General features: G+C 40.6%; 21 protein-coding genes, 1 tRNA gene and 1 pseudogene. 10 read left to right on the forward strand and 13 right to left on the reverse strand.

Annotated features, from left to right (window positions below; translation table 11 throughout):
* Positions 1-23: 23 nt before the first annotated feature.
* The 3 genes and pseudogenes from WCW_RS09040 to WCW_RS09050 form a co-directional block, all read left to right on the forward strand.
* Positions 24-278 (forward strand): annotated as a pseudogene (locus tag WCW_RS09040) (IS256 family transposase); the annotation flags it as partial.
* A gap of 76 nt (positions 279-354) precedes the next feature.
* Positions 355-618, forward strand: a complete 264-nt coding sequence (locus WCW_RS09045) for a transposase (protein WP_013181718.1) — start codon at positions 355-357, stop codon at positions 616-618.
* A gap of 23 nt (positions 619-641) precedes the next feature.
* Positions 642-1,313 carry an IS3 family transposase gene (locus tag WCW_RS09050; RefSeq protein ID WP_265100816.1) on the forward strand — a complete coding sequence of 224 codons (672 nt, stop codon included), beginning with the start codon at positions 642-644 and terminating at the stop codon, positions 1,311-1,313.
* Positions 1,314-1,423: 110 nt separating this feature from the next.
* Here the strand turns inward: WCW_RS09050 and istB are convergent, their stop codons facing one another.
* The gene (gene istB, locus WCW_RS09055; RefSeq protein WP_013181833.1) at positions 1,424-2,200 is read right to left on the reverse strand and encodes an IS21-like element helper ATPase IstB; all 777 of its coding nucleotides are present in this window, start codon (positions 2,198-2,200) and stop codon (positions 1,424-1,426) included.
* Positions 2,197-3,159, reverse strand: coding sequence for an IS21 family transposase (istA, locus tag WCW_RS09060; protein WP_169302731.1), 963 nt, complete (start codon positions 3,157-3,159; stop codon positions 2,197-2,199). The genes istB and istA overlap by 4 nt, the downstream gene beginning before the upstream one ends.
* Before the next feature lie 59 nt (positions 3,160-3,218).
* Between istA and WCW_RS10045 the strand changes: the two genes are divergently transcribed.
* Positions 3,219-3,482 (forward strand): integrase core domain-containing protein, encoded by a 264-nt coding sequence (locus WCW_RS10045; RefSeq protein WP_013182923.1) that lies wholly within the window; start codon positions 3,219-3,221, stop codon positions 3,480-3,482.
* Between the two features lie 119 nt (positions 3,483-3,601).
* On the opposite strand, the gene WCW_RS09065 is transcribed toward WCW_RS10045, so the two are convergent.
* Both WCW_RS09065 and ung read right to left on the reverse strand, forming a co-directional pair.
* Positions 3,602-4,006 (reverse strand): hypothetical protein, encoded by a 405-nt coding sequence (locus tag WCW_RS09065; protein WP_041941950.1) that lies wholly within the window; start codon positions 4,004-4,006, stop codon positions 3,602-3,604.
* A gap of 135 nt (positions 4,007-4,141) precedes the next feature.
* The gene (ung, locus tag WCW_RS09070) at positions 4,142-4,846 is read right to left on the reverse strand and encodes a uracil-DNA glycosylase (protein ID WP_013182925.1); all 705 of its coding nucleotides are present in this window, start codon (positions 4,844-4,846) and stop codon (positions 4,142-4,144) included.
* Positions 4,847-4,977: 131 nt separating this feature from the next.
* On the opposite strand from ung, the gene WCW_RS09075 reads away from it, so the two are divergent.
* Both WCW_RS09075 and WCW_RS09080 read left to right on the forward strand, forming a co-directional pair.
* A complete protein-coding gene (locus tag WCW_RS09075) occupies positions 4,978-5,229 on the forward strand; it encodes a hypothetical protein (RefSeq protein ID WP_013182926.1) in 252 nt (83 codons plus the stop codon).
* 18 nt (positions 5,230-5,247) lie between these two features.
* A tRNA-Pro gene (locus WCW_RS09080) sits at positions 5,248-5,322 on the forward strand.
* A gap of 425 nt (positions 5,323-5,747) precedes the next feature.
* On the opposite strand, the gene WCW_RS09810 is transcribed toward WCW_RS09080, so the two are convergent.
* Together WCW_RS09810 and WCW_RS10050 are read right to left on the reverse strand one after the other, a co-directional pair.
* Positions 5,748-7,709 (reverse strand): zinc-ribbon domain-containing protein, encoded by a 1,962-nt coding sequence (locus WCW_RS09810; protein ID WP_013182927.1) that lies wholly within the window; start codon positions 7,707-7,709, stop codon positions 5,748-5,750.
* A gap of 4 nt (positions 7,710-7,713) precedes the next feature.
* A complete protein-coding gene (locus tag WCW_RS10050; RefSeq protein ID WP_013182928.1) occupies positions 7,714-10,347 on the reverse strand; it encodes a zinc-ribbon domain-containing protein in 2,634 nt (877 codons plus the stop codon).
* Positions 10,348-10,484: 137 nt separating this feature from the next.
* Here WCW_RS10050 and WCW_RS09110 point away from each other — a divergent pair, with 137 nt between their 5' ends.
* Both WCW_RS09110 and WCW_RS09115 read left to right on the forward strand, forming a co-directional pair.
* Positions 10,485-12,062: a hypothetical protein gene (locus WCW_RS09110; RefSeq protein WP_143876379.1), complete on the forward strand. Its 1,578-nt coding sequence runs from the start codon at positions 10,485-10,487 to the stop codon at positions 12,060-12,062.
* A gap of 150 nt (positions 12,063-12,212) precedes the next feature.
* Positions 12,213-13,388, forward strand: a complete 1,176-nt coding sequence (locus WCW_RS09115) for an ISAs1 family transposase (RefSeq protein WP_013181323.1) — start codon at positions 12,213-12,215, stop codon at positions 13,386-13,388.
* A gap of 316 nt (positions 13,389-13,704) precedes the next feature.
* Here the strand turns inward: WCW_RS09115 and WCW_RS09120 are convergent, their stop codons facing one another.
* From WCW_RS09120 to WCW_RS09135, 5 genes are read right to left on the reverse strand one after another with little or no spacing between them, the layout of a single operon-like run.
* A complete protein-coding gene (locus WCW_RS09120) occupies positions 13,705-14,466 on the reverse strand; it encodes an IS3 family transposase (protein WP_013182930.1) in 762 nt (253 codons plus the stop codon).
* Entirely contained in the window at positions 14,463-14,741 is a 279-nt protein-coding gene (locus WCW_RS09125; RefSeq protein ID WP_013181285.1) for a transposase, read from the reverse strand. The genes WCW_RS09120 and WCW_RS09125 overlap by 4 nt, the downstream gene beginning before the upstream one ends.
* A 48-nt stretch (positions 14,742-14,789) precedes the next feature.
* Entirely contained in the window at positions 14,790-14,909 is a 120-nt protein-coding gene (locus tag WCW_RS10565) for a hypothetical protein (RefSeq protein WP_079891154.1), read from the reverse strand.
* Positions 14,885-15,289, reverse strand: coding sequence for an IS5 family transposase (locus WCW_RS09130; RefSeq protein WP_013181716.1), 405 nt, complete (start codon positions 15,287-15,289; stop codon positions 14,885-14,887). The genes WCW_RS10565 and WCW_RS09130 overlap by 25 nt, the downstream gene beginning before the upstream one ends.
* Positions 15,290-15,341: 52 nt before the next feature.
* A complete protein-coding gene (locus tag WCW_RS09135; RefSeq protein WP_420805040.1) occupies positions 15,342-15,677 on the reverse strand; it encodes a hypothetical protein in 336 nt (111 codons plus the stop codon).
* A gap of 59 nt (positions 15,678-15,736) precedes the next feature.
* Here WCW_RS09135 and WCW_RS09140 point away from each other — a divergent pair, with 59 nt between their 5' ends.
* Both WCW_RS09140 and WCW_RS09145 read left to right on the forward strand, forming a co-directional pair.
* Entirely contained in the window at positions 15,737-16,264 is a 528-nt protein-coding gene (locus WCW_RS09140) for a hypothetical protein (protein WP_013182932.1), read from the forward strand.
* Positions 16,265-16,341: 77 nt separating this feature from the next.
* The gene (locus tag WCW_RS09145; RefSeq protein WP_013182738.1) at positions 16,342-17,595 is read left to right on the forward strand and encodes an IS256 family transposase; all 1,254 of its coding nucleotides are present in this window, start codon (positions 16,342-16,344) and stop codon (positions 17,593-17,595) included.
* Between the two features lie 286 nt (positions 17,596-17,881).
* On the opposite strand, the gene WCW_RS09150 is transcribed toward WCW_RS09145, so the two are convergent.
* Both WCW_RS09150 and WCW_RS09155 read right to left on the reverse strand, forming a co-directional pair.
* Entirely contained in the window at positions 17,882-19,888 is a 2,007-nt protein-coding gene (locus tag WCW_RS09150; RefSeq protein ID WP_162268161.1) for a glycogen debranching protein, read from the reverse strand.
* A 64-nt stretch (positions 19,889-19,952) separates the two neighbouring features.
* Entirely contained in the window at positions 19,953-20,816 is an 864-nt protein-coding gene (locus tag WCW_RS09155; RefSeq protein WP_013182935.1) for a hypothetical protein, read from the reverse strand.
* Between the last annotated feature and the right edge of the window lie 12 nt (positions 20,817-20,828).

Consider the following 20,828-nt stretch of genomic DNA (forward strand, 5'->3'; position numbering starts at 1 on the left):
CAAATTTTATAGGAGATACGCTCATGAAGAATGATGTCATTTTTTTGGATAAATTTCACGCAACAAGTGAAATGAACAGCTTGCTGGAACAAACTTTGAGGGAAGGAGCTCGCCTGTTGCTTCAACAGGCTATTGAAAATGAAGTCAATGAATACCTGGAATCGATGAAAGGCAGGAGGGATTTCGAGGGAAGAAAACAATTTGTCCGCAACGGCTACCTCCCTGAAAGAGAAGTACAAACAGGAATCGGACCGATATCAGTGAAGCAACCTAGAATGACCTGCTCCCCTGAAATCGGTCCATATAAAATTAGAGGTTTGTGTAAACTATTAACCACAAAAAGGAACACAAGCCATGAAAAAAAGATTTTCGGAAGAACAAATAATAAATGTTCTCAATGAAGTAAAAGCAGGTCTTAAAGTCGAAGAAGCCTGTCGCAAATACGGAATTTCAAATGCTACTTACTACAACTGGAAAGCTAAATTTGACGGTATGGTTGCTTCAGATGCAAAAAAGCTTCGCTCTCTTGAAGCAGAAAACAACAAGCTAAAGCGATTGGTTGCTGAGCAAGCTCTCGACATCGTAGCTTTGAAGGATGTTGTTTCGCGAAAGTGGTAACCCCGCGAGCCAAGAAGGCATGCGTGCAAATTCTTGTAAAACAACACAAGAGAAGTGAGCGGCGCGCATGTCAGCTTGTTGGGGTTCATCGATCGGTTGTACGATACAGCTCAAGAAAACAAGATGAAACCGCTCTTATAACCAAGATAAAACAAATCGCTTACGAGAAACGGCGGTTTGGATATCGTCGCATACATATGATACTCAAACGCGAAGGCGTGAAAGTCAATCATAAAAAGGTGTACCGTATTTACCGTGCCTGTGGATTAAAGGTCCTGAAGAGAGGGGGAAGAAAACGCGCTATTGGCTCAAGAAGAGCTCAAGATAAACCTTTCGCTCGCAATCAACAGTGGGCTCTTGATTTTGTCCATGATGCTCTAGCTAATGGCAGGAGAATCAGGCTCCTGACTGTGATTGATACCTACACCAGAGAATGCCTTCGGATATTTGTGGACACATCTATAAATGGGAGGAAGGTAACAGAGATATTAAGCGAAATTATGGTTGCAAATGGAAAGCCAAAGGTAGTCCTTAGTGATAACGGAACAGAGTTTACCTCGAATACCGTGCTAAAATGGTCGTCTGATCAGGGAATAGATTGGCAATACATAGAGCCAGGGAAACCATATCAAAATGGTAACATAGAGAGTTTTAACGGTGTCAACAACGGTTTAAAATTGACCCACTTTTTCTAAAATCAGCGGTTTAAAATTGACCCACCCACATACTTTTTCTTTAGCTGCCCGCAGATCCGAAGCCGCGCCGAGCTAGCCACCCCGCAGCTCGGCGAGGCGCGGCAAGGATCTTAGCCTTCTTCTTTGGGATTAAAAATTCCCATCTTCTTTTTTTCTTTTAAACGATAGCTGTCTCCCTTAATCGGAATGATGTGGCTATGGTGCAACAGCCTGTCCAACAAAGCCGATGTCAATGCCTGGTCTCCGGAAAGAGACTTGTCCCATTGGGAAAAATTCAAGTTCGAGGTCACTATTGTCGACCCTTTTTCGTATCGCTTGGCAATGACTTGGAAAAAATGATCTGCTTGATGCCTTTGCAGGGGCAAATATCCTAGTTCATCAATAATCAATAACTTGGATGATAAAATTCCATTGCGAAACACAACTTCGTATTTGCCCTCCTTATACGCATTCTCAAGCAGTACCACAAGGTCTGCTGCTGTGATAAACCGAGCTTTTAACCCTGACTGGGTGGCTAAATATCCCAACGCTATTGCCAAGTGGGTTTTGCCAACTCCACTTGGACCGAGAAACACAATGTTTTCCGCTCTTTGGATGAATCCCAGGCTTGCCAACCCCATTATTTGCTTTTTATCAACTCCTTGAGCGAAGCTAAAATCAAACTGCTCCAAAGTCTTTATTGAGGGAAAACCGGCAAATCGCGTAAGGGTATTTTGCCTTCTTGTTTGTCTCGCTAAATACTCTGATTGCAACACTTGCTCTAAAAAATCCACATAGCTTTTATCCTCTTTGACAGCCTCTGATGCAAGGGATTGAAATTGGTTCTCAATTCCGATCAAGTTCAGCTTCTGGCACAAATCTTCGATTCTCTCATGTTGGAGATTCATATCATATCCCCCGTCATTTCATAGATCTCTAAAGGGTGTGGTCGGACAATTTCAATTTGTCGTATTTGACATCTTTTATCGGAAAAATAAGCGGGAGCCAATGGCTGCAAATGCTTAGATTCTTCCACAAACCTTCGTTGGGGAGTTGACTTCAACTCTTTGATCCATCGCTTGTTTGCAATTTCCGACAGCCATTTCTTTACTTCATAGTTCAAAGAATAGAGGTCGTGATCTTCCTTTGTCACCAGAGGATAATAGAAACTGCGTTTTAAATATCCGATGAATCTCTCGACTTTTCCTTTGGTTTTAGCTCTGTATGGACGGCATAGACGGGGGATGAATCCCCAGTGTTTAGAAAAGTCCCAAAAAGCCTTCTGAAAACCATGTTGAGATGGCCCATATTTATCCCTTTGAATGACAACGGTTTTCATGTTGTCGTACAACAACTCCTTACAAAAACCGCCAAAATACTCAAATGCATTTTGATGACATCTCATCAGGCTCTCTTCGTTCGTGGATTGAACAAACTCAACGTATGCGCATCTGCTGTATCCCAAGATCATGACGAAAGCGTATAACCCTTTGCTTACCACTGTCCAGTCCACCTGAGCCTGATGCCCAGGAGGAGTTTCAAATCGCACAACTCTTTTTTGGGACTCTACTTGCTTTTTTCCTTTTCTTACCCAGTCTCGCAAAATTGTAATCCCTCCTTGATAGCCGAGTTCTTTGATCTCGCGATACAGAACAGTAGCCGGAATAAAATGGCGCCCGGCATTTTTTATCCGTTTTTCAAGAAACGCTTTAAATGGATCCAATTTCGATGGCCGCTTCTGGTTTGAGTGATATTTTGGCGGCTTCTTTGATCTTAAATATTTCCTTACTGTGTTTCTCGACAAACATAGTTCATTGGCTATCTGTCGAATTCCCTTTCCTTGTTTTCTTAAAATTTGAATTTCCATGAAATACTCCTGAGTGATCATTTCTACCCCCTCGATATAAAGGGGATTGTTTACTCAGGGTGGGTCAAAATTCAACCGCTCAGCTGGGTCATTTTATCACCGTTGCTAACAACGGCAAGCTTCGAGATGAATGTTTGAATGAAAATTGGTTTTTAAATTTATCAGATGCAAGGAGAATTGTCGGAAAGTGGGCTAATGAATACAATTTATATCGTCCACATAGTGCACTTGGAGGACTGACGCCTCACGAGCTGGCTAGCCAGCTCAGTGAGTGTTTGAACTCTAGTGAAAAAATGCTACAGTTAACAGGAACCTCTAGTTGAAACTGGACCTAATTATGGGGCAAGGTCACAATAGGTATTATTTAAAAAAGAGGCAAGAAAAAGAGGTAGGGAAGTCATTTAGAGTGATTCCGAATCTCTTCTTACTTGCTCTCTAGTAATTATAACTTTTTGGTGACATAAATCAGGTCGTTTTTATCCTGTTCATCTAAATAGTCGCGCCACTTTTCTGCTAACCAAGAAAAATCTTCCAACAGATCAACAATTCCACCATATCCAGAAGGAGCACATTCTCCTTGATAAATGAGCATAATAGAAAAATCCTCTTCATCGATTTCTAGGAAAGTTTGTATATCCAACCGATCAAACGGAGCTTTTTTTCTTAACGATTCACGGACGCTATTTGGAATATAATTGCCTCCACAGTAGACTGGTGTTGACAGTGTAAGCCGCGATCCACACTCCAACATATGCACAGACACCGCAAATCCATTCAAATAAATTTGCGCCTGTTCGGCATGTGACAATTCTTGTAATAATCTATTAATCTCTTTATCAATTAACATGACCCAGTCCTTGTTGAATAGATTTTCTGTTTCCGCAATCATAACCCTAAAACTCAAATACCTAATACTTTTCTCCTTCACCTATATTATAGTATATATTTGAATAAAAAAGAAGAGGCGAGGGTTGAAAAATAATTATAACATCCAATTAATAGGATCGAGTTTATTTTGGGTTAAAATCTCGTTAATTTTTGAGAAGTGTCGGCACCCAAAAAACCCTTTGTGAGCAGCAAGAGGAGAGGGATGTGCAGCTGTGAGCACACTTAATGCCGGATGTTCTTTGAATTCGGCAACGTGCTCGACTTTTTTCTTCGCGTAGTTTCCCCAGAGAACAAAGATGAGAGGATCTTTTTTTTGGCAAAGCTTTGCAATGACAGAGTCAGTGAATCTTTCCCATCCTTTTCCTTGGTGTGAGTTGGCGCTATGTGCACGAACTGTGAGAACGGCGTTAAGCAAAAGAACGCCTTGTTCTGCCCAGGAAACGAGATTTCCCTTTATTGGGATAGGAAGTCCGAGATCGTCGTGAATTTCTTTGAAGATATTTTGCAAAGATGGAGGAGCAGGAACGTTTTCCGGCACACTGAATGAAAGACCGTGTGCTTGTCCAGGTCCGTGGTAGGGATCTTGTCCGACAATGACAACGCGAACTTTATCATAGGGCGTATGTTTAAAGGCGTTGAATACAAGATTTCTAGGAGGGTAGATTGAATGATGGGAGCGTTCTTTGACGAGGAAATTTGAGAGGTTTTTCATGTAGTCTTTTTTGAATTCATCTGCAAGCACTTGATCCCATGAGGGTTCGATCATGCAGTTTTTACTGCTCGTACGTATATCGACCATAATTCAAAATATAATTTCGCACATTATTGGATGGCTGTTGAGTTTCAAATTTTGAATCATAACAGGTATCACTCCTTGACTAGAATAGGTGGAAATCTTAACATGTACGCTCATCTTAAGGAAGTAGAAAAATGAGTCTTGAAGATAACAACTTAATTCGATTTACCCGTATTTCCAAGAAGAAAGAGGGTTTGTTTGCCAATTTTAAGGCCAAAGGTGTTCGTGGCGGCACGGCATTTACGGCGAGTATTGCGGTGGATTTAAATTCAGCTGAGGTGGATCCAGCGGATTCTTTAGAGAAGATTATTGAGGAATGTGCGAAGATTGCTGAGCGCGATATCAAGAAATCTAATTTGCAGTTCGAGGGATTGCACGCGATTTAATTTTTCATTCACGATTATCTGGGTGTAGCGCAGCTTGGCCAGCGCACTTGCATGGGGTGCAAGGGGTCGGAGGTTCGAATCCTCTCACCCAGATTCTTTTTAATCAAAGACTTACGAAGATCTATTCGTTTTTCCCAAGCCTTTGATTTTCTTTAGGTGGTGGATAGGTGGTGGATGATACCACTTAAAACACGAGTTAAAAATGAGAACTTTATATGATTTATACACCTCCGCCCCCTCCGGCTATAATGTATCAAGCCGAAGAAAACTATTTCCCTCAGTGCAAGCCTTATTACTATGAATGCGATGGTTGCATCATTAACTTGGCCGCTGCCACTAAGTTTTACGTGGATCACTTTCCTTTTACTTCTTATTATTGGCCTCGAGCCAAAATAGGTAGCAATTCATACCAACTAACCTCATCAATGAGCAGCCATGAAGAGGCAATGCAGTTTTTGAAGGAGTTGATCGCTAAAATTGAAGAAGCTAATAACAAGCATTAACAACCAAAAGGCTCTCTACTTTCCTTTGCATGAAGGACATCCTTTTGAAGAAACACGACCACGAATTTCGCTATATTTTTCATGTCCATTTTTACACATCCACCACACCTTCTTTGCGCTTCCAGGCAATTCGTTTATCGGATTTCTCTCGTTTTTAGAGAAATCCCAATCAGCAGCAATTTCAGGGTGCTTTATTTTAAGGCTATCTTCCGGTAAAACCTTTTTTCCAGAACAATAAGGACAGCCACCTTTTTTGGATCGTGTTTTGTCGTAAATTTTTGATTTGAAAGAATGAGAAGGATTTCTTGGACAAACCCAAAAGACTTCAACATCACTCCCAGGCAAAACATCAAATGGGGAAAGGGGAGCATTTCTATTAAAATCCCACTCACAGATGACTTCGGGATTACTCAAGGCTAAATTATTTTCAGCAGAGGCTTCCTTTCCTTTACAAATTTTACATCCATTATTGTCTAAACATCGATCAGCTATTCTAGCTTTCCACTCATGCCCACTCCTACACCTCCACCATGCCGCATGATTACTTCCAGCTGAGAATTCTAAAGAAGTTAGATGATTATTTTTTGTTGGATGCCATTCTTTAGCAATTGACGGATGTGTTTTATCTAAAGATCCATTTTTTTCCACAGTTTTTTTCCTTTGAGATTTTGCTCTGTCATCGTTAGCACATACAGGACAACCAGATCCTTTATGGCGATTCCAAACCGTAGCTTCCCATTCATTTTCACAAGTCTTACAGTACCACCAAATCCTTTGATTAGACCTAGGGGTTAATGTGAAAGCTGTGATATTCCCATTCTTAGAAGGATGTAGCTCTGAAGCAAGTTGCGGATTCTGCACTGCTAAGTTATTACATTCGTCAGGATAATAACCTCTACAAAAAGGGCATCCGCTTCCCTTTCCATTATTAGCTTTAGTGCGACTTAATATTGTAGCGAGCCAAGAGTGGTTTTGTTGACATTTCCACCAAACTTCTATTCCAGATCCAAATGTAAAGGCTTGTGGGGTTTTAGAGCCATTTTTCTCAAAGTCCCATTCCTTACATAATTCGGGATGAGTTTTATCTAAAGATTGATCTGGTTGTAAAAAATTCTGAATCAATTGATCTGCATAAGCTTCATTCATTAAATTTGAGCTCTGAAGATATTCTTTAGCTTTTGATTTTTCAGGCTCGATAAGTTCAACTACTTGCAACGTTTTATGTATGAACTCTTTTACACTCCTATGGAGACTGGTCATTTGATTTTTGATTGTTCCTGATTCATCAAATAAAATATCACTAGGACTTAATTTTTCTAAACTAGAACCTCTAATATTGAAAATATTAATACCTAACGAAGATAGCTTATCTTTTTTTTTCTTATCTTTATCTTGTTTACCCTGATGATAATAGCCACCATCCACCTCGACCCCTAATTGATATTTTTCAATAAAGATATCGCATTCAATCCCATCTATAATCTTTCTCTGAACTGCAGTAAAAAATACATATTTTATTTCAGCAAAGAATTTTAATTCGACTTTAGATGTTGCGGGAGAACAATGAGGGCAGCCTGATTGTAATCTTGTTCTATTTCCTAAAGCTGTTAACCATTCATGACCTCTTAAACACTGCCACCATATTCTGCGACTGTTATAGGGGGAAATCTCATGTGGTTTACATGAGTTTTTCCTCGGATGCCACTCTAAAACAAAATGTGGAAATAAGTCAGCAAAGCTGTAACCTGGACGGAAATTTCGACCAGAACAATATGGGCATCTATGACCCCTAGTTTGACTTTGAATTGTTGCCTCATAAGTTTCTGAACAATTGTTACAAATCCACCACGCCTTCTTGCCACTACCGTATGTAAAATCAATTGGTTTCTTAGTTTCATTTTTAGATGGATGCCATCTTTTTGCAATTTCAGGATGAGTTGTTTGAAGATTATTTTTCTCGGTAGCTTGTTTAGGCATAAAACTATGATTTTTTTGTTTTGTTAAATTGACTTTTTTTACAAATTGGGCACCCCCTGCCTTTCGCTCTATTATTAATAGTCGCTTCCCATTCGTGTCCCATAGAACACTGCCACCACACTTTTTTACCTGAATTTGGAGTCACCTCTCTAGGAGAAATAGAAATGTTTTTTTGATAATTCCACTCACTTGATAGAGAAGGATTTATCACTGCAAGGTTATAAGAGGACGAAGTTTTTTTTCCTGCGCAAAATGGACACCCAGTACCTCTCGTTCTACTTGCAATGGAAGTTTCCCACATATGCTCAGCATTTTTAGAACATAACCACCAGACTTTGACATTAGAATTAGGACGAAAACAAGATGGAGTAGACGCACCATTTTTTATAGGATGCCATTCTTTAGCAATCTCGGGGTAAGACAATTCAAAGTTGTCAAAACTACTAGCTTTTTTTCCTGAACAAAATGGACATCCATTTCCTTTTCTTCGTGCTGTTACTGCGGTTTCCCATTCATGACCTTTTGGACATTTCCACCAAACCTTTCTGCCACTACACTTTGTAACTTCTTTAGGGCTTAGAGAATTTTTAGTCGGATGCCATTCTTGTGCTAAATTTGGAAAGCAATAAGCTAGGGAATTTTTTAAAGAAACTTTTTTACCACAACAGTAAGGACAAGTGGGATGCTGAATACGAGAAACAATACTATTCTGCCATTCGTGATCATCACCTTTGGGACACTTCCACCACACATTAATACTGCTTCCACAACTTAACATTGACGGGAGTAACGAACCATTTTTTGTCGGATGCCATTCTTTCGCTAAATATGGAGAGTTATCAACAAAAGAGCCTTTATTGAGAACGGCCTTTCTAATGCCATTTTTACCTCTATTATTTTTATTATAACATTCAAGACACTCCTTATTTCCACTTTGAACTCTTCTCCAAACAGATGCTTTCCATGAAAAACCACAAGAACATTTCCACCAAACCTTTTTGCTGCTTCCTGCTGTTACCTCAGAAGGTTTAAGGGGTCTGTTTTTTTCATAGTCCCATTGAAGAGCGAGGGAAGGGTGTAATGTATTAAGCGCATTATCAACAGAAACACGCTTTCCTGAACAAAATGGACAGCCTTTACTTTTGACACGACTATTGATTTTTCCTTTCCAGACATGAGAAGGATTATTTTTACATTTCCAATAGACCGAAACTTCACTTCCTGGAGAAAAACTCTTTGGAGCCAAGTAACTATTTTTTTTATAATCCCAATCTAAAACTAAATCAGGAAAGAGATGAGCTATACTCTCTTCTTCAGGTACCTTCCATACATCATTAAGTATTTTTTTAAAAAGTTCTTCATTAACAATTTTCCTTTTGGAAAGATACTCATCTATGTTTTTTGTTTCGGAAGCAGAAAAATAAAATTCTTTTTTTATATAATTCAAAAGACGAACAATAATTTGTAAATGAGATTCTTTTTTCCGATAAAAAATGTCATACTCACCAGTAGTACCTAGACGCTCGTCCCTTAACCGTACAAGAGTTATATCATTTGTATAGAAATGAGTATTTTTAAGTTTATCTTGGTCTTCCCTGTCTTTATGCCAAGGATATCCATCAACTTCAAAAGCCAATTTTAATCCTGGGATAAAAATATCGCACTCACGCCCAGCCACACGTTTACGCCACATCACTTTCGAAAAAATACTCTTTAGCTCAACATAAATGCGAATTTCCAATTGAGACGTCTGGTAAGTACATTTAGGACAACCATGATTTTTTCGAGCACTAATAGGAACGCACCATTCATGTCCCTTAGAACAGCGCCACCATGCTCTATATCCACTACCTACTGTAAATTCGGACGGTGTGTGAGTCCCATTTTTTGTTGGATGCCATTGGGAAGCAATTTCAGGAGATCTTTCAGCTAATGATCCATCACGTTTGATTAATGATGCTATTCGTCGTTGACCTATAACCAATTTTAAACAATGTGGACATTCACTTTTTCCTCTACTTGTCCTGTTTGAAACAGCTACAATCCATTCATGCCCCTTTGAACACAGCCACCATACTTTTTTATGACTGGCATAAGTGACGTCAGATGGTCTCAAAAAGCCATTTTTTGTTGGGTGCCATTCATCTGCTACTTTGGGATGCGTTGTTGATAGACTGTTAGATAAAACCACTTTTCTTCCGGAACAGATGGGACAACCTCTTCCTTTCGTTCGGTTTGAAATAGTCGCTTCCCACTCATGATCTTTACCTTTTGAGCATTGCCACCAGACTTTTTTTCCACTAGAAGAAGTAACATTTTCCGGTGATAAGTCCCCATTTTTCGTAGGATGCCACTCAAGCACTAAATGAGGTTGTTGCTCAGCCAGACAACCCCTACTTTTCAATATGGAGGAGAAGTGTTTAGTCCATGCAGATTTTGCTTTACATTTAGGACAGGCTGTACCGTTTGATCTGTGGTATATCGGTGCCTGCCACTCATGACCGCACATGTTACAAAGCCACCAAGGACGTTTACCACTTTTTGCAAATAATTTATTTGGATCCATATCTCCATTTTTAACGGGATGCCATTCTCGAATCAGATTTTCTGATATTTTTTGTCGCTTGTTTTTCGACATATTCATTTTTCCTGTTCAAAATTGGTATAAGACTAAGATATAATTAAGGTAAATGTCAATTGTTTTTGTTGACAAACACCTGGAAATCATGATAAAAGGTTTTCTTTCTTGTAATGATATCTTTGGGAGGATCATCCTTGCATATAAAACCTTTCAACCAAACGCTTCAAGATTTCGTCCGAGTCGTAAGTTGCGAAAAAAGTAACAGCATCAATACGACTAATGCTAGCGAACAAGAACACATGCTCGACTATCTAATACAACTCATGCAATACTGCGTACGATTTGATCAGAACAATATTCCGAAAGAACTACACCTTCACCCTGAGTTTTTTGCACTTCCTAATGTAGAAACATTTTTCACCAGCCTGTTTGATAATCTACACGAAAGTCTTTTCCCCAAGGCAAAAAACGTCTTTCTGCAAGGACTTTCCTTCATCGTTAAATACATCGGCTTACCTAAAAGTAGAGAAGTTATGTATGGGCTGATGGAAAAGCTTCAAAATCGCTTCCCCACTCTCAAAGAGATGCATGACAAGGCAATCGAAAATTTCATAGAGGAATTCTTTCGTCCCACAATAGGAGAATTTCTCGACAAATATAAGGTAAATAAAAGGCTCTTACAGATTGCATTTCCAACCATTTATGAACTCTTTGTTACCCCTCTTGATACTGTCCATGATCGTAAATTATTCAATTTTTATTGCAATCCATGGATCTATCAGCCGATTATGGATTATCTTGCGAAATATCCTCAATCTAATGAAGCGCCTCTAAACTTTCTTGAAGACCGTCTTCAAGCTATTCATGCAAGTACAACTACCGAATCATGGGAAGAGCTCTCAAAAAAAGCACATAACTTATGCACCCATAGCTCTAATTTAGAACAATTTGCAATTGCATGCTGCGGTTTATTGGGGGAAATAAAAACTGCTGCCCAGATTAGGTCAAAAGGCACTGTGATTTTTTTGCCGGAAAAGAGCGATGAAGGAAAAAACTGCGATCTTCTGGTAATTGATCCAATAGGCAAGCTGGAACTCATTGAATGCAAAGCCAAAACTCCGCGACATGGGCTTGAAGAGACAACAGCTGGAGTAACCCAAATATGGGATGATTTTTTTACTAACTTTAGTTTGGCAATTCACTCTTATGTAGACTATCATCAAAAAGCTATTCAAAACCCATTAGGTTTCTCCGAATGTTTTCCTCTTTTATCAGCCTTTGAAGGCAGCAGTTATGCCCAAGCACTTCCTCTCATCCAATCAATTCCGAGCACAACAGGAAATGTCACTCTTAAAAAATGGACAGCGGAGCAAAAAATAAGTCATTTGTTACGTGCTCTATTTTTGCGCCCTCTTGTCCTTGATCCTTGCTGCGTGCCATTACCACCTGAAGAAGAACGGCTTACACAAAGACAACAGGCAACAGAAACGACAATCAAAAATAAAGAATGGGTCATTTCGATTTTTAACAAGGCCACCAAACAATTGGAAGATACCTACCACCGACTCACAGCAGAAGGACAAACCGTTAATAAACTGCTGGTCGCTCTCGACCTGGAATTATCCTATCGTCTTTTGCACGATCATTTTAGCTATAACAATGGAAACATCGCAGAGGTTGCCGAACAAGCGCTTTATGAAACGTTTGAACCTTACAGAACAACTTTTGCAAAGAAAAATCTCAATCTTGGCCTATTGCTTATTCAACCATGAGGATTTTCGTAATAAAACTAGAAGCCCTATTTATTAAATTAAAAAAATATTTTTTTTCATAACTAGGGCAGGGCAATTTCATGAAAAATACTTGATACACTAAATTCTTTAGTATTAGACTCTTTAGTCAACCCCACCAAGGAGATGGATATGACTGAAGAAGATCTTGATCAAGACACCAGCAACGCTTTTAGAAAATCACTTGAAGAACACTTTGGCTGCCTCGACGATTACAGACGACAAGGTAGCATAAGGTATCGATTAATAGACATTCTGTTTATCACGATTTGCGCAGTGATAAGTGGAGCCAATGATCTCAAGGCTGTGGCGATGTATGCGCAGCGCAAGCGCCGCTGGCTAACGAGCACCCTTGCACTTGAGGATGACGTCCCATCCTACACTACCTTTTGGACTATCTTTGTCCTATTATCCCCTGTTGCCTTGGAACAATGCTTCGTGCAATGGGTACGATCGAAAATCGGCGCAAACACGCCTGATGGCCACAATGTAAGCATTGATGGTAAAGCCCAGAGGGGAACTGCGAAAAAAGGCGAACCTCATTCATTTGTTCACATTGTAAGCGCCTGGGCTGCGACACACAACCTAACCTTGGGGCAGCTAAAAGTAGATGGAAAATCCAATGAAATAACGGCCATCCCGAAGTTGTTGGATATGATCGATGTTGCGGGAGCCACGATTACGATTGATGCGATGGGCTGCCAAACAGCAATCGCGGAAAAAATTGTAGACAAAAGTGGAGATTATGTTTTGGCTCTAAAGGGCAATCAAGGCCATCTTTCAGATGAGGTGGAAAACTACTTCGTCCAAGCGGAGCAAATTGATTTTGAAGGTGTTTTATGTAACGCTGTAGGGTCAAAACACTGTGCACACGGGCGGATAGAAATGCGTGAGATATACATTACAGAAGACATTGACTGGTTGCAGCAAAAAGAAGAGTGGAAAAACCTAAAATCCTTGATCATGGTGAAGAGTGAACGCATAATACCTGGGCGATCGACTTCGACTGAAAGGAGATATTACATATCAAGTTTGTCGGCAGATGCATTAAGGGTCGCCAATATAATACGAGGGCACTGGGGCATAGAGAATTGTGTCCACTGGATTTTAGACGTAGCTTTTAGGGAGGATGAACAGAACGCAAATGCAGGAAATATAGCTGAAAACATGTCGATGATAAGGAGATTATCGCTGAATCTTCTTAAGCAGGAAAAGACTGCTAAATGTGGGATTGAGATTAAACGTCAGATGGCAGGTTGGGATGATGAGTACTTGCTAAAAGTGCTGGGTGTCAAATCTTTTTCATGAAATCGCCCTGATAACTAGGGTTCTTAAACTGAAAGCAATCATAATCCATTCTATTAAGAATATTTAATCAAATACCCTTCTGGAAATAGTAGCTTATCTTGTGGTGTTCTACGACCATTGTCCGGCAAACACAAGGTAACATCAGCGTGTAGTGCTACCCGTTAATCAAGCAAAAACTAAGAGAGTTTTCGCCCCCCTGATACAGGAATTTTCGAAGCTCTCATATTGCAGTAAATGCTGCCTTTCAGCTCGCTAACGCTCGGCATTGACCGCAATCTGATTTCTCCTTCAATGCTTCCTATCAGGGGCGCTCGCATTAAGCAGCCTCACATTTATAATAATGTTTTTCCATTTCATTTGGAGATCGGTATTTCAAAGTAGAGTGCAGGTAATCGGAATTGTATTTCAGAACCCAACTTTGCAATTCTTTTGAGAGTTCTTCTGAAGACCTCCATTCTTTTAGCCATAAAAGCTCCTCTTTCATGGTGCGCATGAATCGCTCGGTCTCTGCATTTCCCTTTGGATTGTTGTAGCTTGTGTAAATTTGCTCTACATCTACTTTTGAGCAGTAACGCATATAAGCCTCTGAAGTGGGCTGACATCCGTTTTCTGAGACAAGTTTTAGTCCTTTGCCACGGGCCCCTTCTGGAAATTGCGTGTTAAGCGCCCGGTCTAATGCTTCTAGCCAGTCTATTGACTTAGAGCGCCTTCCAGACTTCAACCCCACAATTTTTTTCGTGTACCAGTCAAGTACAACTGTTATGTAAGTCCAGCCATCGCCTTCGACAAAAACTTTTGTCATGTCTGTTCCCCATATCTGATTAGGTTTTTCCGCCTTGGGCTTCGGTCGATGATGTCTATCAGCAGTTTTAGGCCTCATTTTTTTGGCGCAAAGAAGATTTCGCTCTTTCATAATTCGATAAATGCGTTTCAAATTGCACGGTATTCCATCTCTATAACGCAAACTTGCCCATACTCGCCTGTAACCCCAAAAGGGGTGCTCCATTTTTATCTGAGCAATTCTTTCGGCGAGGACATCATCGATTTTTCTTCTTATCTCAGGACGTTTTCTCTTCACAGATACCACTCCTCGTCGTTTTTTTTTAACTCGAGAGTAAGATCTGCAACCACTTGTTTCAAACGATTGTTTTGCTTCTGAAGACGTGCTTCCTTTTGGTCTGATTTTCCTTTTTCAAACGCTCGGCTCGCATTGTTTAGAAAACAGTCCTTCCATTGGTAGAACTGAGCCTGACTTATTTCGTATTCAGTGCAAATTTCGGCAAGGGGACGACCCCTTAATCCTTCCAATATAATTTTTGTTTTTAATTCAGGAGTCCATTTTCTTCGTTTCATGAGTAAAACCCTATAGTTTAGATAGTTATTTTACTCTCTTAGCTCCTTTTATGTCTTAACGGGGAGCAGTATAAACCCATTTCGATCTCCTGAGCAAGCGCTCCCAACTGCTACAGCTATGATGAAACCCAAGGTATCAACTACTATATGCCTTTTTCGACCCTTGATTTTTTTACCTCCGTCATAGCCCTTAAGCCCCCTTTTTCTGTTGTTTTTACAGACTGGCTATCTGCTATACCCGCGCTTGCATCCTCGGCTTTACCAAGAAGAATTCGCAATCTTCTACGTAAATAATCGTGAACCATGTGAAAAACTCCCTTTCTTTTCCAACGAGAATATTGGCCCTGTACAGCTGTCCATGGAGGAAAATCATGAGGGAGATGTCTCCATTGGCATCCTGTTCTCAAAAGGTAAAAGATAGCATTAAACATTTCCCGTCGAGAGTGCTTTGGCTTCCTGCCGGCATTACGGTAAGTTGAGCTGGTTAAAAGTGGCTTGATTTGCTCCCACTCTTTGTCTGTTAGGTCATCCGGATAAGGTTTGCGCATTTTAGCCCCCACATATTCAAAAAATGCGCTAATTTATACCTAAAAGTTTAATTCACATACAACCTCTTAACGGGGAGCAGTATAACTCTACTTGCTTTTTTCCTTTTCTTACCCAGTCTCGCAAAATTGTAATCCCTCCTTGATAGCCGAGTTCTTTGATCTCGCGATACAGAACAGTAGCCGGAATAAAATGGCGCCCGGCATTTTTTATCCGTTTTTCAAGAAACGCTTTAAATGGATCCAATTTCGATGGCCGCTTCTGGTTTGAGTGATATTTTGGCGGCTTCTTTGATCTTAAATATTTCCTTACTGTGTTTCTCGACAAACATAGTTCATTGGCTATCTGTCGAATTCCCTTTCCTTGTTTTCTTAAAATTTGAATTTCCATGAAATACTCCTGAGTGATCATTTCTACCCCCTCGATATAAAGGGGATTGTTTACTCAGGGTGGGTCAAAATTCAACCGCTCAGCTGGGTCATTTTATCACCGTTGCTAACAATACCTGGCTTCGCCAACAATTGAGTAAAGAAGACGGCTCTATTGACAAAGCTATTGAAATGGTCGAACACAATCTTAAAGACACCGTCGCATTCATAAATGCCAAAGGGATGTTACATTTTGACGCTCATTTTCACAACATTTTGACAGATGGTGAGCTGCTCTATTTTTCTGATTTCAGCCTTGCAACAAGTTTCCAATTTGCACTATCAAAGGAAGAGTTGCAATTCTTCCAAAACCACCAAAATTACGATCGTTGCTATGTGGTAACGACTTTGACTTCCTGGATCATTTCCAGAGTATTTGGAAAGGATCATTTTGATGAAGTTTTAAACGACTATGCAAATGGAAAGACTCCACTTGTATTGCCAGCTGCATTAACTCCTTATCTCTCATCGATTGTAAAACGTTATGCAAGCATTACTCTCAAAATGAATACGTTTTTTAAAACTCTCAGAGAGGAAAATGAGATATGATCAAAAGTTGTGTTTGAGATAAAAAGAGCGTACCCTATGAAATTTTAGAATCAAAAAAAATTATAGGAGATACGCTCATGAAGAATGATGTCATTTCTTTGGATAAATTTCACGCAACAAGTGAAATGAACAGCTTGCTGGAACAAACATTGAGGGAAGGAGCTCGCCTGTTGCTTCAACAGGCTATTGAAAATGAAGTCAATGAATACCTGGAATCGATGAAAGGCAGGAGGGATTTCGAGGGAAGAAAACAATTTGTCCGCAACGGCTACCTCCCTGAAAGAGAAGTACAAACAGGAATCGGACCGATATCAGTGAAGCAACCTAGAATTCGAAACAGAGAAGAGAGCTCTGAAGGGTACTCAAGCGCAATTCTTCCGAAATATCTAAGGAGGGTGCCATCTCTTGATGCGGTGATTCCAGCTCTTTACCTCAGGGGGATTTCTACAAGCAATTTCCAGGATGCACTTGAAGCGATCATGGGCAAGGATGCGAAAGGATTATCCGCAGCTAACATCACTCGTTTAAAACAATCTTGGGAGCAGGAATACAAAGACTGGAACAAGCGCTCTCTTGAAGGAAAGCGCTACGCTTACATCTGGGTAGATGGGATCTATTTCAATGTTCGTCTTGGAGATGACCGAATTTGCTTTCTCGTGATTCTTGGCGCTCTTCCTAATGGTAAAAAGGAACTTGTGGCGATCCACAATGGTTATAGAGAGAGCAAAATTTCCTGGACAGAGGTATTGGAGAGTTTGAAGCGGCGCGGGCTGTGTACAGCTCCTGAGCTTGCGATAGGAGATGGTGCGCTTGGATTTTGGTCGGCAATAGAGGAAGTTTTTCCGAAGACAAAGCAGCAGCGGTGTTGGGTGCATAAAACGGCCAATGTGCTGGATAAAATGCCCAAAAGTATTCAAGTGAATGCGAAAAAGGCCATTCATGAAATTTATATGGCCCCTACCAAAGAAGATGGACTGGCGGCGTTTGAGGTGTTTTTAAAAACATACCGAGACAAATACCCCAAAGCCTGTGCTTGTCTTGAGAAGGATAAGGCGCAACTGTTTACCTTCTACAATTTTCCGGCGATCCATTGGCAGCACGTCAGGACAACTAACCCGATTGAATCGACTTTTGCAACAATAAGACACCGGACAAGGCAAACCAAAGGCTGCGGTTCAGTGGCTGCCACTTTGACAATGGTATTCAAGCTGGCTACTACAGCCGAGAAAAAATGGAGAAAACTCAAAGGTTGTGAAATGATTGAAAAAGTAATCAACGGAGTGGTCTTTAAAGATGGAGAAGAGGTTCTGGAAAAAGAAAAAGTAGCTTAAAAGAATTTTTAAATTAGGGTGCGCTTAAGGATTCGAAACACAACATTTGAAAATATCTCAAAGATTTTCTTGATGAATATAATACTTAGTTTCGACATGTTCCTCTGAATCCAAACTCTCAAATTTTGAGGATAGAACTTCGGAATGAGGCCCTGAAGCATAAGAAGAAAAAATGCAAGATGTCAGTAAGAATAGAGAGAGGATGAATTTTGTTTTCATAAAAGCTCATTGTTGTGGATTCGTCAGAGGAATATATTAAATGACACCTAGATTTTGCAATACAAATTTAGCATTGAAGCAATGCAATACTGTAGGGCTTTAGCAAATACTCCTGACTTGGCAGAAAAGGCGCCTCCTCCTCATCCCGGAAGTCATCAGGCGAACTTAATGACGTGTCGGCAATAAGCTTCCACTCCCCCTGAGGAAGCGTCACTTCCTTATTTTCTGCACTCGGATTGTATGCGGCAAACAAATGATGCGACTGCACTTCATCAACTAGTAAGTAGGCAAGAAATTGAGTATCCCCATCCCAATCCGGATGATCAGGCTGTTTGCCATGCCAAACAATATCCTCTGGAGTCAAATAACGCCCCCTTCTCAATTGCGGATGACGTGCTCGGAATTGAATACACATCCGGTAAAAGCGAAAAAAATCTCCCTGCAATTCCAACTCATTCCAGAGAAACCAATTCATCTCATTATCTTGACACCAGCTATTGTTATTCCCGAAACGGGTGTGTCCATACTCATTTCCCATTAAAAGCATCGGAATGCCTTGCGACAGCATGAGAGCCAAATGAAAGTTTTTCATTTGCCTGACCCGCAAGTCATTGATCTCCTGGTCATCGGTTTCCCCTTCCTCTCCGCAGTTCCAGCTAAAGTTCGCAGGGTGCCCGTCTCTGTTGTTTTCCCCATTAGATGTGTTGTCTTTTTGATTGTAAGTGACAAGATCCCGCAAGGTAAAACCATCATGTGCTGAAATAAAATTCACACTGGATCGCGGCGTACGGCTCCTTCCGAAAATATCATCCGAACCGCACAACCTGGTAGCAAAGCTTCGATTTTTTCCCTTATCCCCTTTAATAAATTGCCTGACCACATCTCGGTAAACATCATTCCATTCGCTCCATCTTTCCTCTCTTGGATAAAACTTACCCAACAAATAAAGCCCCGCAGCATCCCACGGCTCTGCAATCAGCTTAGTTGCAGCAAGGATCGGATCGTTGGAAATGGCATCAATCAATGGGGGGTTCTTAAGAGGTTCCCCATGAACTCCTCTGAACATCACGCCGGCTAAATCGAAACGGAACCCATCAACATGCATTTCAGATACCCAGTAGCGTAAGCAATCTTTGATAAAATCCCGCACAATCGGGTGATTGCTGTTGATCGTATTGCCACAGCCTGTGAAATCCATCTTTTCATGCTGATCATCAAACAGATAGTACGTTTGCGGATCGATGCCAAAAAACGAAAAGGGTTCCTGATCGCTCTCCCCTGTATGGTTCAAAACAATATCGAGAATCACCTCAATGCCATTTCGATGAAACTCCTTAACCATCGTTTTGAAATCAAGAATCGATTGCCCAAATTCATCAATGGATGCGTATCTGTTCATGGGAGAAAAATAATGCAAAGGGGAGTATCCCCAATAATTAACCAGCTTTTCCCCATTTAATGGATTGTACCTGAAGTACTCCAGCTCATTGAACTCGTTGATAGGCATCAATTTAACAGCATTGACACCCAGACTTTTTAAATAGGGAATCTTCTCTACAGCTCCCAAAAATTTCCCGCGCCAAAGAGCATTGCTTGACGAATGGTTGGTAAATCCCCTGATATGCATCTCATAAATCATCATCTCTTCGCGAGGAAGGTTCAAAGGTCGATCCCCTTCCCAGTCAAAGATCAATTCCTCATCAACCAGGCCAAGAGGCATCTCTCCAATTCCCTCTCCCCAAACAGACGAAGTTGCCAGCCCTTTGGCATAAGGATCTATGACCAGCCGTTGATAATCGTAATAGTCAGTAAAGACCTTCCCTTTACCTTTTTTAAAACGGTATGCATAGCAAAGGCGACGGGGTAGATTCTCCACATAAATATGCCAAACATAACCTGTCCGGTTAATTTGCGGGTCGAGGGGAATCTCTTTAAACGGACGACGATCATCAAAATGAAACAAACACAAAGCCGCTTCCGTCGCCAATCGGGAATAGATCGCAAAATTTACCCCTTTAGAATCCCTCTTAGATCCATAAGGTTTACTCTTTCCGGAAGATTCACGCGTTTGCACCAAGGAAACCATCCTATGACTAATGATGATCCCTTATCATATAACACTTTTTTTATAAAAATAGCTAACGGTAAAGGTTTGGATTAGTCTTTGAAACATCGAAATTTAAAAAGCCTTGTGAAACGAAGGGAAGAGCCTCATTACCAAATGTATTTCTAAATTCTTCTCTCGCCTGATCCGCCGTCATCACGTTGTTGACGACGCTCTTATAAAGTTGATAACGCACCCTAATAATCTCGTTGACAAGGGAAGGATTCCCGTAAACAACCATCAAAAGCTGCCTGGAAGCTAAAAAAACACGCAATTCCAGCTTATTTTCCTTAACAGTGATGAAATCCTGCAACGAATAGTAGCCGTTCCGCAGCTTAATTGGACGTTTATCCTCCCCTTTGGGAGGTTCGACATATGCACCTGCAAGCATATGCGTAAACGCATCGTTCAACTCGGGATCCTTGAGATCAATTGTCGCAAGTTCTTTGACATGATTGATTTTAGGAAGAGATTCCGACTGCACAATCAAAGCGGACAACATCTCGGAGACAAAATTCGGCCGCAAAGCTTCCAATTTCTGATAAAATTCCTGATCTCTATATAAAAAATCGATTAAATAATGTGCTGTATTCAAATGAACGGCAAGTTTTTGCGGATTGCCATCCCTCTCTTTTTTATCCACAAATATGTTGAAACTCAGCTTAGAGCTTGCCTTGCTATTTTCTCTCTGTTCCTTTTCTTTTTTTTCAGATCTGGTCGCAACTGTATCGCGGTAGCGCTTCATCGCAGATTCATTGATGTAGTCGCGCTCAGAGTGCTTCATATACTCTTTGAACTTCACCTGCACAAAAGAGTGGCTGCGAAAGCTTTCCAGGCGCCCAAAAGTGATCATCACCAAGAGCATCAGCATCGACATGACAAAAATCAATACATTCATGAAGCTATCCCA

It is taken from the genome of Waddlia chondrophila WSU 86-1044 (assembly GCF_000092785.1).
Classification (GTDB): domain Bacteria; phylum Chlamydiota; class Chlamydiia; order Chlamydiales; family Waddliaceae; genus Waddlia; species Waddlia chondrophila.

Bases quoted from the DNA above. Each gene is read 5' to 3' on its own strand.
- WCW_RS09045 (WP_013181718.1), top strand. From the start codon at position 355: ATGAAAAAAAGATTTTCGGAAGAACAAATAATAAATGTTCTCAATGAA.
- istB (WP_013181833.1), bottom strand. From the start codon at position 2,200: ATGAATCTCCAACATGAGAGAATCGAAGATTTGTGCCAGAAGCTGAAC.
- istA (WP_169302731.1), bottom strand. From the start codon at position 3,159: ATGGAAATTCAAATTTTAAGAAAACAAGGAAAGGGAATTCGACAGATA.
- WCW_RS09065 (WP_041941950.1), bottom strand. From the start codon at position 4,006: ATGTTAATTGATAAAGAGATTAATAGATTATTACAAGAATTGTCACAT.
- ung (WP_013182925.1), bottom strand. From the start codon at position 4,846: ATGGTCGATATACGTACGAGCAGTAAAAACTGCATGATCGAACCCTCA.
- WCW_RS09075 (WP_013182926.1), top strand. From the start codon at position 4,978: ATGAGTCTTGAAGATAACAACTTAATTCGATTTACCCGTATTTCCAAG.
- WCW_RS09810 (WP_013182927.1), bottom strand. From the start codon at position 7,709: ATGCCTAAACAAGCTACCGAGAAAAATAATCTTCAAACAACTCATCCT.
- WCW_RS10050 (WP_013182928.1), bottom strand. From the start codon at position 10,347: ATGTCGAAAAACAAGCGACAAAAAATATCAGAAAATCTGATTCGAGAA.
- WCW_RS09115 (WP_013181323.1), top strand. From the start codon at position 12,213: ATGACTGAAGAAGATCTTGATCAAGACACCAGCAACGCTTTTAGAAAA.
- WCW_RS09125 (WP_013181285.1), bottom strand. From the start codon at position 14,741: ATGAAACGAAGAAAATGGACTCCTGAATTAAAAACAAAAATTATATTG.
- WCW_RS09130 (WP_013181716.1), bottom strand. From the start codon at position 15,289: ATGCGCAAACCTTATCCGGATGACCTAACAGACAAAGAGTGGGAGCAA.
- WCW_RS09135 (WP_420805040.1), bottom strand. From the start codon at position 15,677: ATGGAAATTCAAATTTTAAGAAAACAAGGAAAGGGAATTCGACAGATA.
- WCW_RS09145 (WP_013182738.1), top strand. From the start codon at position 16,342: ATGAAGAATGATGTCATTTCTTTGGATAAATTTCACGCAACAAGTGAA.
- WCW_RS09155 (WP_013182935.1), bottom strand. From the start codon at position 20,816: ATGAATGTATTGATTTTTGTCATGTCGATGCTGATGCTCTTGGTGATG.